The sequence below is a fragment of the Armatimonadota bacterium genome, from assembly GCA_017303935.1.
GTDB lineage: Bacteria > Armatimonadota > Fimbriimonadia > Fimbriimonadales > Fimbriimonadaceae > JAFLBD01.
On the sequence record JAFLBD010000003.1, the window covers coordinates 574,734 to 589,493 of the forward strand.

General features: G+C 53.3%; 16 protein-coding genes. 14 read left to right on the forward strand and 2 right to left on the reverse strand.

The window, feature by feature from the left end:
* Positions 1–190: 190 nt before the first annotated feature.
* Complete coding sequence (locus tag J0L72_11910) at positions 191–1,483, forward strand: UDP-glucose/GDP-mannose dehydrogenase family protein (GenBank protein ID MBN8691472.1); 1,293 nt, start codon at positions 191–193, stop codon at positions 1,481–1,483.
* On the opposite strand, the gene J0L72_11915 is transcribed toward J0L72_11910, so the two are convergent.
* A complete protein-coding gene (locus J0L72_11915) occupies positions 1,480–2,361 on the reverse strand; it encodes a glycosyltransferase family 2 protein (GenBank protein MBN8691473.1) in 882 nt (293 codons plus the stop codon). The two genes, J0L72_11910 and J0L72_11915, sit on opposite strands and share 4 nt — an antisense overlap.
* Positions 2,362–2,539: 178 nt before the next feature.
* Between J0L72_11915 and trxB the strand changes: the two genes are divergently transcribed.
* From trxB to nadC, 13 genes are all read left to right on the forward strand, one after another.
* Positions 2,540–3,487 carry a thioredoxin-disulfide reductase gene (gene trxB, locus J0L72_11920; protein ID MBN8691474.1) on the forward strand — a complete coding sequence of 316 codons (948 nt, stop codon included), beginning with the start codon at positions 2,540–2,542 and terminating at the stop codon, positions 3,485–3,487.
* A gap of 12 nt (positions 3,488–3,499) precedes the next feature.
* A complete protein-coding gene (locus tag J0L72_11925) occupies positions 3,500–4,588 on the forward strand; it encodes a hypothetical protein (GenBank protein ID MBN8691475.1) in 1,089 nt (362 codons plus the stop codon).
* Between the two features lie 107 nt (positions 4,589–4,695).
* Positions 4,696–5,727 (forward strand): flagellar motor switch protein FliM, encoded by a 1,032-nt coding sequence (gene fliM / locus J0L72_11930; protein ID MBN8691476.1) that lies wholly within the window; start codon positions 4,696–4,698, stop codon positions 5,725–5,727.
* A gap of 2 nt (positions 5,728–5,729) precedes the next feature.
* Entirely contained in the window at positions 5,730–6,659 is a 930-nt protein-coding gene (gene fliN / locus J0L72_11935) for a flagellar motor switch protein FliN (GenBank protein ID MBN8691477.1), read from the forward strand.
* A 73-nt stretch (positions 6,660–6,732) separates the two neighbouring features.
* Positions 6,733–7,170 carry a flagellar biosynthetic protein FliO gene (locus J0L72_11940; GenBank protein MBN8691478.1) on the forward strand — a complete coding sequence of 146 codons (438 nt, stop codon included), beginning with the start codon at positions 6,733–6,735 and terminating at the stop codon, positions 7,168–7,170.
* 35 nt (positions 7,171–7,205) lie between these two features.
* On the forward strand, positions 7,206–7,928 hold the full coding sequence (fliP, locus tag J0L72_11945; GenBank protein ID MBN8691479.1) for a flagellar type III secretion system pore protein FliP: 723 nt from the start codon (positions 7,206–7,208) through the stop codon (positions 7,926–7,928).
* Positions 7,929–7,930: 2 nt separating this feature from the next.
* Positions 7,931–8,200, forward strand: a complete 270-nt coding sequence (locus tag J0L72_11950) for a flagellar biosynthetic protein FliQ (protein MBN8691480.1) — start codon at positions 7,931–7,933, stop codon at positions 8,198–8,200.
* Positions 8,167–8,967, forward strand: a complete 801-nt coding sequence (locus J0L72_11955) for a flagellar biosynthetic protein FliR (protein ID MBN8691481.1) — start codon at positions 8,167–8,169, stop codon at positions 8,965–8,967. Before J0L72_11950 ends, J0L72_11955 begins: the two co-directional genes overlap by 34 nt.
* Positions 8,968–8,970: 3 nt before the next feature.
* Positions 8,971–10,038: a flagellar biosynthesis protein FlhB gene (flhB, locus tag J0L72_11960; GenBank protein MBN8691482.1), complete on the forward strand. Its 1,068-nt coding sequence runs from the start codon at positions 8,971–8,973 to the stop codon at positions 10,036–10,038.
* 18 nt (positions 10,039–10,056) lie between these two features.
* A complete protein-coding gene (locus tag J0L72_11965; GenBank protein MBN8691483.1) occupies positions 10,057–11,091 on the forward strand; it encodes a hypothetical protein in 1,035 nt (344 codons plus the stop codon).
* A gap of 79 nt (positions 11,092–11,170) precedes the next feature.
* Entirely contained in the window at positions 11,171–11,866 is a 696-nt protein-coding gene (locus tag J0L72_11970) for a PEP-CTERM sorting domain-containing protein (GenBank protein MBN8691484.1), read from the forward strand.
* A gap of 120 nt (positions 11,867–11,986) precedes the next feature.
* Positions 11,987–12,481, forward strand: a complete 495-nt coding sequence (locus tag J0L72_11975) for a hypothetical protein (protein MBN8691485.1) — start codon at positions 11,987–11,989, stop codon at positions 12,479–12,481.
* Positions 12,478–13,323 carry a carboxylating nicotinate-nucleotide diphosphorylase gene (nadC, locus tag J0L72_11980; GenBank protein MBN8691486.1) on the forward strand — a complete coding sequence of 282 codons (846 nt, stop codon included), beginning with the start codon at positions 12,478–12,480 and terminating at the stop codon, positions 13,321–13,323. Before J0L72_11975 ends, nadC begins: the two co-directional genes overlap by 4 nt.
* On the opposite strand, the gene rmuC is transcribed toward nadC, so the two are convergent.
* Positions 13,277–14,758, reverse strand: a complete 1,482-nt coding sequence (rmuC, locus tag J0L72_11985) for a DNA recombination protein RmuC (GenBank protein MBN8691487.1) — start codon at positions 14,756–14,758, stop codon at positions 13,277–13,279. The two genes, nadC and rmuC, sit on opposite strands and share 47 nt — an antisense overlap.
* Between the last annotated feature and the right edge of the window lie 2 nt (positions 14,759–14,760).

Here is a 14,760-nt window from a genome sequence, read left to right on the forward strand (position 1 = left end):
GCACCTCCAGAAAAAATTAACATCGTTGTTCATTAGAATCTTCGGCAAGTTCTGCACCAATCAACGACATAAACATGAAAAATCATTCCCGATTTTGTAAAGATTCAGGCATTTTTTCATAATATTCGTTCTTTAGATATCTGGCTTTGAACCTAAATTCCCGATACAAATACGAGGGTACCTTTTAGGAATGAAGATTGCAGTGATTGGGACAGGATACGTTGGGCTGGTGACGGGCGTTGTGCTAGCCGACCTCGGGAACGAGGTCATTTGTGTGGATAACAATCCTGAGAAGGTAGCCATGCTCAAACGCGGTGAGTCACCGATCTACGAACCTGGAATCGAAGATGTCCTCACAAGGAATCTCGAGAACGGACGCCTCCAAATCTCTGGCTCAGTCACCGAAGCGACGAAGCAGAGCGATATCGTTTTCATCGCTGTTGGCACCCCACCAAGCGCCGACGGCACCCCGGACATCACCGCTGTTCGCGCCGCGGCAAAGGATATCGCTGCTGGAATCAACAAATACACTGTAGTAGTCAACAAGTCCACCGTTCCTGTCGGAAGCGGTGAATTGGTACGAAATATCCTCATCGAAAACGGCGCAAATCCAGAGCTTTTTGACGTCGTCAGCAACCCAGAATTTCTTCGCGAGGGATCAGCGCTGTGGGACACACACAACCCAGACCGCATCATCATCGGTGCAACCAAGCAAGAGCCTGCTCTCAAACTTGCCGAGCTTTATGCTCCGCTAGAAAAGCCTGTCCTGATCACTGATCTTGCCAGTGCAGAATTGATCAAGTACGGGAGCAACTGCTTCCTCGCACTCAAAATCAGTTTCATCAACGCTATCAGCCGAATCTGCGAAGGATGCGGCGCGAATGTGAGCGACGTTGCAAAGGGGATTGGTTTGGACTCTCGGATTGGGTCGCAATTCCTCGGCGCGGGCCTAGGATGGGGCGGTAGCTGCCTGCCTAAGGACACTGCCGGAATGATCAAAGTTGCCGAGCATTTTGGATACGACTTTGGGCTGCTGAAGGAAGTAGTTGCGATCAACAACACGCAGACCACGCACTTCATGGACCGAGTCGAATCCAAGATTGGTGGGTTTGCAGGAAAGACCATTACGCTGCTTGGACTGGCATTCAAGCCGAACACCGACGATATTCGCGATGCCAAAAGCCTCGTCATGATCGATCACATCTTGGCGCGCGGTGGATCTGTCCGTGCGTACGATCCGGTTGCAGCGGAGAACGTAAAGCGGATTCGCAACGACATCACCTTTGCCACTGATGCCTATGATGCGGCTTCTGGCGCCGATGTCTGTATCTTGGTTACGGAATGGAATGAGTTCAAGCAGCTCAACTTTGCCAAGCTCGGAGAAGGCATGAATTCGAAAGTACTCTTCGACGGTCGCCGACTTTACAATCGCGAACAACTCGCGAAGCACGGCTTCGAGTACTTCACAATTGGCCAAGCTTAGTGCTTGCGCGAATTGAGTACCGTCAGAGCGTAAAGTTTCCAAACCCGAGGGTCGGCTAGGCTCACGTCGCCCCATTTCAGGTTCGACCAAAACTCTTTTGGTCCAGCAAGAAGCGCGTTGCGAAGAGCGACCGTTCGCTTGATGGACTGGATGTGCTTCGGTTCAAGAAATGGACATGAATTCGAGATCCCGTCGATGATCGATTGTTGCCAACTCGTGGTTCTCGAAAGCCCGCCCTCAGTCAGGTGATATCGCGTGCAACATTCTTCGATGTGATAGCCTTGGCCCGCAAAATACGCACACCGGATCAGGAAATCGATATCTTGTAAGCCCTTGAGTTCCGGATTGAAACCGCCCACTTTTTCCCAAGCTTCGCGAGTTGCGCTGATGCCAGAACCTGAGCTCCAGTTCTTGTGCTCCACCATATCTTCCCAACTCCGCCAGCCACTCGGACCAGCTCCATTGAGTCCGCGAAGCTCACCATTGGCCCGAATTCGACGTGATGGATCGATGACAAATGGCGGCTCGAATTGTCGATAGGCTTCAAAATGGGCTTCAATTTTTCTTGGCTTCCATTCGTCATCAGCGTCGACAAGGAAGATGATGTTGCCGGTGGTCTTCTGAAAGGCGGCATTTCGAGCGACGGCGCCCGTCGATTTTGGGATTTCGACCGCGATGGCACCCAGGCTTTGTGCGATTTCGGCAGTGGAATCCGTACAGCCGTCACACCCAACTACAATTTCTAAAGGCTGAATGGTTTGCGCCTTGATGCTATCGATGGTTCGGCGGATAGTCTCGGCAGCATTGTGCGCAGGAATAACCACAGAGGCTTGAAGATCCCTGTGTTTCCGCTCAACAATTCCGTTTAACTCCACCATCACGCATTCTCAACGCAAACGCAACGCGCCACAAAACAGCGCTATAAAACTAGTGTTGCCTAAGTAGAGACACTACTGATGCACTAGAGTTCACCAATCTAGCAATAAATACATCAGACTCTAACAGAGTTACCTGGGACCAACGATTTGAACCTGGTACCCTTCTTGGTATTCAATCATGAGCGAGACCATCCACAACGTCATCATCATCGGTTCTGGCCCCGCCGGCTACACTGCCGCTCTTTATACCTCGCGTGCGAGCCTCGACCCTGTAGTTTTTGCTGGGGTCCAACCCGGCGGTCAGTTGATGATCACCACCGAAGTTGAAAACTATCCTGGGTTCCCGGATGGAGTCATGGGGCCGGAGCTAATGGAGCTGTTCCAGAAGCAGGCGGAGAAATTCGGAGCGGTGGTCCGCCACGAGCACGTGACAAAAGTCGACTTCTCGTCACGACCCTTCAAAGTGTATGTCGGCGATCAAGTTCACCTCGGCTCTACGGTTATTATCTCAACCGGTGCAGCAGCCAAATGGCTCGGTTTGGAAAGCGAAGTCACTTTTGGCGGATTTGGAGTCTCAGCCTGCGCGACATGTGACGGTTTCTTCTTCCGAAACAAGCGCGTGATCGTCGTTGGTGGAGGCGACACCGCAATGGAGGAGGCGAATTATCTGACCCGCCATTGCGAAAAGGTTTATCTCGTACATCGCCGCGACAGCTTCCGCGCCAGCAAGATCATGCAGGATCGCGTCCTCGCCAATCCGAAAGTGGAAGTCATTTACAACTCTGCGATCGAGGAAATCCTAGGCCAAATGGAGCCGTTCAAAAAGGTCACCGGAGTTCGACTTGTGGCGACTGACACCGGCGAAAAAACCGAAATGCCGATCGATGGTGTTTTTATCGCGATTGGTCACAAGCCAAATTCCGAGCTGTTCAACGGCATTTTGGACATGGATGAGACCGGATATCTTTTGCCACTCCCGGGCACGCAAACGAAGACCAAGATTCTTGGTGTCTTCATCGCGGGAGATGTTGCTGACAGTCAGTATCGTCAAGCGGTGAGCGCGGCAGGAACTGGATGCATGGCGGCGATTGATGCCGAACGATTCCTCGAAAGCGAAGGTCACTAAATTTAGAAAGCGATGATCGGAACGGCACTGCTATTGGCAACTCTTGCGATTCAACCGCAAGATTCGCCCGAACGCGTCAAATTTGAGCCCTGGACATTTAGCGCCCCTGGATCGACCGGTGAGGAATTCCTCATCCAAGTGCCAGAAGAAAAAATGGACCAGCCCAAAATTTCGCCAAAGAATAAGTGGCAGTTCAACTGGATCTTCCCAGGTATGGCCAAAGTGCCCGCCGCACCAGAAATTTACACCCTCCGTTTTCGAACCTACGTCCAAGACCGTAGCATGGCCGATGACGTTGGCCCGATCGTCACCCGAATGTTGCTCCAATTGTGGGGATACAACGTCCGCATTCTCAAGCTAGAACACAGCGAGCGGTATTTCCGGCAACTGGTCGATGTGTACCTCTGCACGGAAGGAAAGGCTGGCGGCGAACAACTTTTCGGCGAAGACCCGACGAATGTAGATGCCCAAGGTAGACCTCGAAAATCCAACCAAATATACATCTATAAGCTCGAAACTTTCAAAAATCCATTAGAGCGAGCACGAGAAGTCGCACACGAATACGGCCACGCAGCCCTCCCAGCGATCGGGGGTTACAAAACACCTGAGTATTGGGCGAATGGAAACTTGGGCGAGATGATCTATCTCACTTGGATGCGGAACGAGTTACTTTCTCAGCGCATGCTGACTATTGATACGCTCGGAGCTAAGGTGAACGAACTCGATCAATACGTCGCAACCAAGGTCGATCCACTGATGGTAAAAGCTGCGCAGACGCAACCTTCGGCATCGGTGCTTGGGAAAGATATGAACGCTTTCTTGGGGCTTGCGAGCTTTGTACACCAATGCTTCCCTGCCCGTGTGTTTTATCGATCGCTGCTGCTCTGCGGAACCAACGGCTCCGAATACGGCACAGCGGTCAAGGAAGCTGCTGAAGAACTTCCGGAACTCACTATCAAGGTTCCAAACTCACTCAAAGGCAAACCGATCTGGGTGCCGATCAATTCTGGCAAGATCAAAGGCTACACGCCAATCAAAAAGGTGGCAGGCTGGGCCCAAATCAAACCTAACAGCGCAACCGTCACGATCCTGAATCCATAAACCTAACACGATTTCTTAGGTTTTTGAGTTTTTGACTCTAAGGAGAGTCCCATGACTGCCGATAACAATACTGATAGCCCATATCAGAGGCTAAATCGAGGCAAACGTTGTCGGACATCCTGTCACAAGCAGAAATTGAAGCACTATTAAACTCCTTGCAAGAGGAGCAGTCGGTCACGGCTACAGATCCGGCCGTGCCAGTTGCTGGCAACAACTTGTCTTCCATCTCGGCGCAATCCGCAAAGCGGCACAACAAGCCGTCGATTGCGTACGAAGTTTATGATTTCCGCCGTCCAGATAAGTTCAGCAAGGAACAGCTTCGGACCCTGCAGATGTTGCACGAGACCTTTGCTCGTCATGCAGCAACTGGCTTGAGCGCTTACCTGCGGTCTCCGGTCCAGATTGACCTGATCAGCTTGGAACAAGTCCCGTACGAAGACTATCTGCGAGGCATCAACCAATCCGTCTTCACCGTGATGAGCCTTCCACCGCTCACCGGTCAAGCAGTGCTGGAAGTCGAATTCAATCTGGTCTTCTCAATGATCGACCGGTTGCTCGGTGGACCAGGTCGCGCAATCAATCGAGCGGTTTTGACCGACATCGAGCGCCCGTTGGTGAAGCAGATGATTGAGCGATTCTTCGCCGCCCTCAAAACGGCATGGGAAGGAATCGTCATCGTCAATCCCGGCATCGAGCAGATCGAAACCACCAGCCAGTTTGTACAAATCGCACCACCTAACGACGTGGTGGTCACCATTCTTTTCGAAGTCAAAATCGGCTCGATGCGTGGAGCAATGTCGATTTGTGTTCCGTACCTGGTGCTCAAGCCAATTACTACAAAGCTCAGCGCTCAAAAGTGGTTTGTGAGCAATCAGCGCAAGCACAGCAACACACATCGCCAAGCTCTTAGCTGGCAAGTGAAGCAAGCTGAAGTCGAATGCTGCGTTCTCCTAGGCAAAACGAAAGTCAATATCCGTGATTTCTTAGGACTCAAGGAAGGCGACGTGATCAAATTACCGGCAGACCGCCGCGACGACCTCCAACTCCTGGTTAGCCAGCAGCCCAAATTTGCGGGCCGAGCGGGCCTGGATGGCAAGAAGGTCATTTTTACAGTTTCCGATTCAATCAAAGACGAATAACCATGGCAAACAACCAAGAAACTCTGTCGAAGCTCTCAGCGCTTCAAAACTCGATCTGGCAATCCGCCTCAATGACGGTGAGCGAGGCGGCGAATCAGGCGATCAACCTTGGCAACGGGCTAACCTTGCTCTCGCCGGTGACCGAACTGACAACCGAACTGACTCAGCCGTACATGGTGATCCAGTTCGCGTTTGCCGACACCCCAGATAGCGCGCAGATCTTGTTGCTTTCCCAAGAGCACTTCAGCGACTTTGCCGCCTTGACGCTTGACCGCGCCGTTGACGAGGTTGACGAAAGCGTTGTTGCCGAAATGCGGCCAACACTGGAGGCACTGGTTCAAGGTCTTTGCATCGCGGTTGGCAATATTCGAAACGACGCCGTCGTTGCCAGTGGGCTTTCGCTTCGATTCCAGATTTTCACGATGCCTCCGAATTTCCAGGAGCAAAATGAGATTTTCCGAACCAACGTCGGTATCAGCGGCGAAGGACTCAACGGAACGCTGATCTGGTTGATCGATCCTGAATCCGCCGCAATGATCTGTGGAACCGCAGCTGAGGCAGAAGCTATCCCGGCAGCCGCAGACTTCGGTCAAGCCGAATCTCCGTTTGCTGCAGGCCAAGCCTCCGATATGTTCCGGGCCGCTTCGGCGACTCCAGATTCGAACCCTGGCCTTGATCTGCTCATGGATATCCCGCTGGAGATCAGCGTGGAGCTCGGACGAGTCAAGATGCAGGTTCGAGAAGTTGTGGACCTCGGCGCCGGAAGCATTGTCGAAATCGACAAAGCTGCGGGCGAGCCAGTGGACGTTCTAGTCAACGGTCGACTTGTCGCCAAGGGCGAAGTTGTCGTGATCGAAGACAATTTTGGCGTCCGAATCACCGAAATTCTTTCGCAAGCCGATCGCTTGCAACGCTTGAACGAGGCAGCATAACTTGAAACGTCTGCCATCAATCCTGCTCATATTGGGATCACAAGTTGCGTCCGCACAATCGTCCTTCGAGGGGATGAAGCAAGACGTGCTTGGAGAAAAAGTGCCGGCCCAGTCCACCAATGGACTGATGCCACTGCTTCAACTCGGATTGATCGTCGGCGTACTGTTTTGTCTCATCAAGTTCGTGATGCCGAAGTTGATCGCCAAGATGACCAACCGACTCTCGACCGGGCTCGACAGCTCAATCCGCGTCGAAGAATCGGCGACCATCGGTACTGGCGGATTGTATGTGATTGGTGTTCGTGGTCGGACGCTCTTGGTTGGTGCCTCATCGCAAGGCAACATCAACCTTGTCGCAGACCTGACTCAAGACCAGAAGCGCGAAGAAGCTGAACCGGCTTTCTTTGAGCTTGTGGATCAAGCGATCATCGCAGAACCAACCACCGAAGAACCTAGCTCGGAAGTGGCGCAACGACTTGAAATGCTCATCAAAGGGGCCGGTCGTCGGTGAAGTCGCTTCGCTTCTTCCTCATATTCACGACTTTAATGTTGGCAACCGGAGCATTTAGTCAAGCTTCTGGTGTGACGGTGCCGAGCGTCAATATCGGCATCAATCCTGGTGGCGCCGGTGGAGCCGGGCAAGGCGATGTCAGCACTTCCCTACAGCTGCTTGCACTGCTCACGATTCTCTCGATTGCCCCGGCGATCATGGTGCTCACCACCGCGTTCACCCGGATTGTGATCATCTTCAGTCTTTTGCGAACGGCGATGGGAACTCAAAACATCCCGCCGAACCAAGTGATGATCGGGCTCAGTTTGTTCCTGACCTTCTTTGTGATGGCGCCGACGTACGAGAAGATCAACACTGAAGCGATTCAACCCTACGTCAAGAAGCAGATTTCGTTCGATCAAGCGGTCACTCGGGCAGAAACTCCGGTCAAGGAGTTCATGCTCAAGAACACCTACAAGAAAGACCTTCAGTTGTTTTTGGACTATCGAAAGGAAACTCCCAAGAACAAGGAAGAGCTCAAGATTGTAACGCTCGTGCCTGCATTCGTGATTAGCGAACTCAAGACGGCTTTCGTGGTCGGGTTCTACTTGTTCATTCCGTTCCTGGTGATCGACTTGATCGTCGCCAGCGTGCTGATGAGCATGGGCATGATGATGATGCCGCCGGTAACGGTGTCATTGCCCGCCAAGATCCTTGTTTTCGTGCTTGCCGATGGATGGAGCGTGCTAGTTACCGCCATCTTGTCTGGATATCAATAGCCATGAATGAATCAATCGTTTTAGATCTCACCCGCCAAGGGATGATGGTTTCGCTGATGGTCTCCTTGCCGATTTTGGCGGTTGCACTGTTCATCGGCTTGATGGTCAGCGTGTTCCAGGCCGTCACCCAAGTCCAAGAAATGACCCTCACCTACGTTCCCAAATTCTTGGGTTCGGCGGCAGTGGTCGCAATGTTCGGCGGCTGGATGTTGCAAGTCTTGGTTGGGTTCATGAGGCTTTGCTTCCAACACGCGATGAAGGTGACGATTTGAAGCTAGATACGCTTTGGCTGTTTAGTTTCTTCATGATCTTTATTCGCTCTTCGGCGATGTTTTTGTCGTCGCCAATTTTTGGCACCTCGGTTCCACCTCGGGTTCGAATTCTGTTTTGCGGTGCGTTCAGCATTTGCCTTCTCCCTCTAGTCCGCCCGACGATCACGACGGTTCCGTCGGATCTTAGTGGTGTGGCGGCGATGGTCGGTCAAGAGGTTGCCATTGGCTTGATCATCGGAATGATGATTCAGTTCTTGATGCTTGGAGCGCAGATGGCGGGCGCGCTCATGGACATGCAAATGGGATTTAGCATGGTTCAGGTCTTCAATCCGGCGGCGGGTTCTGCGACCACCGTGCTGGGACACTTTAAGTTCTTGCTGTTCCTAGTGCTCTTCTTCCTACTCGATGGGCACCACCAGATGATTCACGCCTTTGCATCGAGCTATACCCATCATGTCGAGCTCAACACCTCTGACTTGATGGCAATGAAAAATCAGATTCTCCGATTTGTGGGTGCAACATCTTTGATGGCGGTGCAAGTCGCCGCTCCGGTAGCAGCCGTGTCTTTCATCGTGGACGCAGCTAGTGGATTGGTGAACAAGTCGATTCCAAACATGCCTGTATACATGGTGAGTATGGGTGCCAAGACTGCGCTCGGGATCGTGGCTCTAAGCCTCGGGTTACCTCTCACTTTGGTCGCCTTGAAAACTGGCATCGAACACACCATGGTGAGCCTTTCCGACATGCTTTCGATAGGAGTGCATTAATCTATGGCTGGCGGCGGTCAAACGGGTGAAAAGACAGAAGAAGCGACTCCCAGAAAGAAACAGGAATCGCGAAAGCAAGGTGTCGTCGCCAAATCGGTAGACCTCACCGGTGCTTTGGTGATGCTCACGCTTATGGGCGTGATGCCCGTAGCGGTACACCAGTTCGGCGGGGCGATGCTCCAGAGCTTTCAAGCGGGAATCTACGCCACTCCCCGGAGCCTTGAAACCGGCGAAGTCATGCTCTATGTTCTGCTGCTCGCCAAACCTGCGCTGATCTTCTTTTTGACAATTTCTGGCGCGGCACTCACTGTGGGCCTGGTTGCGAACTTTGCCCAGGTAGGGTTCGTGTTCAGCACCGAAGCGCTCCAACCCAAGTTTCAAAAGATAAACCCGATCGAAGGACTCAAGCGAATCTTGTCCGCTCGGTCGCTAGTTGAGGGGCTAAAGGCGTTTGCCAAAGGATTGCTCTTTGGATGGATCGCATACTCCGCGATTCAGGCGAGTTGGCCTCAGATCATCCGGCTCGGATGGTACTCCCCGATCGACAGCGCAACACAGGTTGGGAGCCTCATTATCACGATCGGAATGCGAATTGGAACAGCTTGGCTCGTGCTGGCAGCAGCGGACTACTTCTTCCAGAAAAAGCAAACCAACAAGCAGATCATGATGACCAAGGACGAACTGAAGCGGGAAATGAAGGAGCAAGAAGGTTCGCCTGAAGTCAAGTCAGCCCGATTCCAGCGCATGCGCAAATTGATTAAGTCGAACGCGCGTGAAGCGGTGAGAAAGGCAGATGTGATCATCACAAACCCGACCCACTTTTCCGTAGCGATTCAATATGACCGCTCATCAATGCACGCCCCGATGGTCGTCGCGAAGGGCCAAGACTATCTCGCGTTGAAGATTCGAGAGATGGCTAACGAGTTCGACGTCCCAATTCTGCCAAACCCACCGCTTGCCCGAGCGCTCTACCGTCAATGCGAAGTCGGGGATTTCATCCCTCGGGATATGTTCAGCGCGGTCGCGGAAGTTCTGGCCTACGTTTACCGAACGATTAAGAAGGTCCGCTGAAGTATCCTTAGGCCATAGATGGGCCAAGGAGGATCAAGTCGCGAAGCATGGAAGGCGATGGTGTTGCGTTCGATGCCACCTCCCGCTTGGCTCAGCGCGCCCGGCCCCAATTCGGATGTAGCGATCAGCACACGGGTTCGGCTGGCGCGCAACCTAGTCGGGCATCGATTCCCAAACCACGCCGGAGCCGATGAGCTTCGTGAGATAGGGCGAAAGGTTCGCGAAGTCGCCGAGAAGATTCCCCTCGAAGTCATCCGGCGTATCACGGAAGCAGAACGCGAATACCTGATCGGCTGCCGCATGATCTCGCCGGATTACAAGACCGAAGAACCCGGTCGAATGCTACTCGCCAATACGCCGCGATCAATCAGCATCATGGTGAACGAAGAAGACCATTTGCGGCTCCAATCGCTTCATGCCGGTTGGGACCTGATGCAGTGCCACGAGGAAATGGACCAACTGATGACGGAGTTCGAAAAAGGACTTCAATTCGCGAAGTCCGATGAGCACGGCTACTTAACCAGTTCACCTTATAACATGGGTAGCGGTATCCGAATCTCGGCGATGTTTCATTTGGTCGCGTTGGCACACACCAAGAAAATCAATTCGGTGCTCAAGGCACTGACGAATTCCGGATTGACAGCGCGCGGGCTTTACGGCGAGACCAGCCGCGCGATCGGGGCGTTCTTCCAGGTGTCGAGCATCAAGCCAGACCTCGCCAGGTTTCGCGGTGCGTGCGAATATCTGCTCGAAGAGGAGCGCAAGGCGCGGCAGTCGTGTGACGACAAAGAACTTTCCGCCTTGGCGCATGAAGCGGTGCGCTTTGCGGTTACCAGCAAAGAACTAAGCCAGGTTGATGCCTTTCGCGTGTTGGCATGGGTTCGGTGGCTCGCGACCCGTGGACGGCCAGACCTTCAGCTATCGGTTCAAGACATCGATCGACTGCTCTCTACTCTAGAGGTTCGTGCGGTAGACGAGAACGCGAGCGCAGCAAAGGATCGAGCTGTAACTCTGAGGAATCGTCTAGAGCATTTGCTTGGATTTTCCCAGTAAGCGTACTTGTTTGAACCTAAACTGGCTCAATTTGGCATTGTCCTTGTGATACCTTCGTTCCGCAAGAGGATCGAAGACCATGAAAAATTTGAAACTTAGTTTTGCCGTTATCGCCGCAGTTAGCGTCACTTCCGCTTTCGCAACTGGCGACCCAAACATCAAGAAGTTCCGAACTGAAGGCGACGCCGCCTGCTTCGTGGACTGCCGAAGTGAAGTGTTCACTGCCGTCGGACGAATTGGCGACCGCGCTGCACAATGCAACACTCCTGGAAGCACTTGGGAATTGGGCCTCGGTCTCCATGTCGGCACTCCGCTGGTCAAGCGAGATTACAGCTGGAACAAGTGCGCTCCATCCAACTTCTCGGTGAAGTACACCGCGTCGACCAAGAAGGTGACCTTCCAAGTCGGTGGCGAAGTTCTGAACTACACCATCCAAAGCGACAAGAAGATCGACGGTTTGATCATCAAGGGCTGGGCTGGAAACTGCGCTAGCGTCAAGCTCGACACGCTGAGCTTGAACAACGTGAACAAGGCGTTCACCGTCCAAGCAGCCAACGGCGGCCGAGACTTCCTCGCAATCCGAGGCTTGGATTCTTCCAAGAACTGGGAATTTGCTGGAAAGGCAACCATCTGCTGGAGCGGAAACCAAACTCCAGACAGCACTGGATTCAGCGTCAAGGGATGCGAAGCAGTACCTGAGCCAACTTCGATGGCCGCTCTCGGATTGGGCGTTGCTGGTCTGATCAAGCGACGACGGGCTGCAAAGAAGGCGTAAGCCGCCCAACGACAACTTTACTCTTGCGCGACGGGGCACCCCAATTCGGGGTGCCTTGTTTTTTGTGATTTAGGTGAAGCGCGAGTCCACCCGAGGCCGTAAACTCAAGTACAAACTCAAATGGCGACTGAAGTTATTCGATATAAGCCTGGAGGCGAGCTGCGGTGGTTGGCCAACGGTTCCGATGTGATTCGCAAAGGAGCAGCCCAACGCGCTCAAGGAGTCATTCGCCGAGAAGGCCAGCGCACCTTTACCAAAGATGTCAAAGACATGGCCGGGGCATTGTTTGGGGCAGGTCAAGCCGCAATGGCGGATTTGGTGCATCGCCAAGCGTCCGCCACCCAATATGCATTCGAAGACGATTCGTTTGAGGTTCTATCACCCACAGCGGGCAAACGCGTCCGGTACGATGAATTCAAGCGCATCGAGATGGAAGGGGACAAGGTCACTATCTTGCTCGAAAAAGGGTCTATCCAGATCAAGCCCTTTGCGCATCTCGTCAGCGGACGGATCAAAGTTCCAATCGGCTGGCTGAGAAATGGTGTCGAGGTCCCCTATGAACTGTTGGTCGAGGAACTCTCCGCACGATCTGGACTAGAAGTGGAATTCAAATGAACGGATGGAACGGCGCGCCACCAGGAGGGTGGGAAGAAACTATTGCTCTTGCATTGTCGGAAGACATCGGTACGGGCGACCTCACAGCGGCAATCTTTGACCCAGAACAAACTTCAAAGGGTTACATTGAAGCGCAAGCCAGCGGAGTCATCTGCGGAGTTGGAATCGCGGAATCGATCTTTGCCGACTATGCCGGGGTATCCGTCAAGCCGCTTGTGGAAGACGGCGCTACGGTCAAGGCCGAAACCAAAGTTCTTCAGCTCTCTGGGCCCACCGCCGCTCTACTCACGCATGAGAGAGTCGCTCTGAATTTCTTGATGCAGCTCTCAGGTGTGGCCACACTCACTCGCCGATTTGTGGACGAAGTGGCCGGCACTCGCGCTCGGATCGTTGACACGCGCAAAACCACTCCGGGATTGCGTTCACTCCAAAAGTACGCGGTTCGATGCGGCGGAGGACACAACCACCGGATGGGTCTGTACGACGCGCCGATGATCAAAGACAACCATATCGCCGCCGCGGGTTCGATCAAAGATGCCGTCGCCAAAATGCGAGCGAACATGCCTCATACCGCGAAGATCGAAGTCGAAGTGGATTCGCCCGATCAAGTTCAGGAAGCGGTGGATTCTGGAGCAGAGATCATCTTGCTAGACAACATGCCGCCCGCAATGATGGCAGCGATCGTCCGGCAGTACGAAGGACTGCCAGTGATCTTTGAAGCCAGCGGTGGAATCAACCTCGATACGGTCCGTTCAGTTGCCGAATCTGGTGTGCATGTGATCAGCGTCGGCGCGCTCACTCATTCGGCGCCGAGTCTGTCGCTGCATCTAGAGCTAGAGTAGGTTCTTCGATCGCCAGCGTCAGCAATTCTGGCGCGCGGACCGATCGCGTACGCCGTTCGATCTCTTTGCGCTCGCCGATTTCGACCAGCGCATTAGAACTTTGTAGCTTCTTCAGGTCGCGAGCAGATGGCAGCACGCGGGTTTCCATCGTGCCAACCATGTCGTTGTACGATTCCACCGCATTATCGAGGTGCTTGCCCACCTTGCTAAAGTGCTCGGCAAGCTTCTGAATCCGCCGGTAGAGTTCTTCACCCACATCCGCGATTTTCTGAGCGTCTTTGGCCAGATTCTCCTGTCGCCAGCCCATTGCGACCGTCCGCAGTAAGCCAATCAAGCTGGTCGGTGTGACGATCAAAACGGAGTTGGTCGCCCCAAATTCAAGCAAAGTTGGGTCGTGCTCAAGAGCCGCGCCGTAGATGGGCTCAGACGGAATGAACATCACCACAAAGTCGGGCGCCGGGTTGAACGATTGCCAATATGACTTCGCCGTGAGCTGAGTCACATGCTTTCGAGTCTGCCGGGCGTGCTCCATCAAGAACTTCTTCTTTGCGTCGTCGTCATCCAATTCGATGGCATTCATATAGGCCTGGAGCGGCACCTTTGAATCCACAACGATGTTCTTGTTGTTCGGCAACTTGATGACCAAGTCGGGGCGCAGGCGACCTTCTTCGGTGTTGACTGAAGCTTGCTCCACGAAATCGCAATGATCGATCATCCCCGCCATTTCGACGACCTTACGAAGCTGAACTTCCCCCCATTGCCCACGTTGATTCGGCGTCCGGAGAGCTTGAACCAGGTTCTTCGTTTCGCCTTGCAGGCGCATTTGGGAATCGGTTAGCGACTGGACTTGCTGATCGAGCTTGGCGTAGGCGCCTTCGCGCTTGTTTTCAATCTCGCGGACCACGTCGTTAACCTCTTTGAGCTTATCTTGAAGTGGCTCAACAAGCTGAGAAATCGCTTTTTGCCGCGCGACGAGCTGCGAATCAGCTTCCTGGGCGTGGGCATTGAACTGTTCTTTGGCCAATTCAAGGAACATTGAATTGCTCTTACGCAAAGCCTCCGTGCTCAGATTCTCAAAGGTTTCTTTCAGCGAATCTTTGGCTTCGTCAAGCAGAACGCGTTGCTCTTCGAGCGCGCGCTCACGCTCCTCAAGCTTAGTTTGCACCTCTTTATGCAGAATTCGGATGTTCACTAACTCCTCATCCCGGGCCTTGATCTGAGCCTCAGATTCCATGAGGCTTCGTTCGATTTTCGAAATCTCGTCGGCCTTGCTTTGGAGAGAGGCGTGCTCGACTTGCAGCTTTCTGAGCTCGCCATCGATCCGTGATCGTTCAGCCTCGACGGCTGCAGCGCGCTTGCCCAAGAACAACGCAACGAGCAAACCCGCGACCACTCCACCGATCAACAATCCAATCGAAAGCGCCATGAAGTCCATTG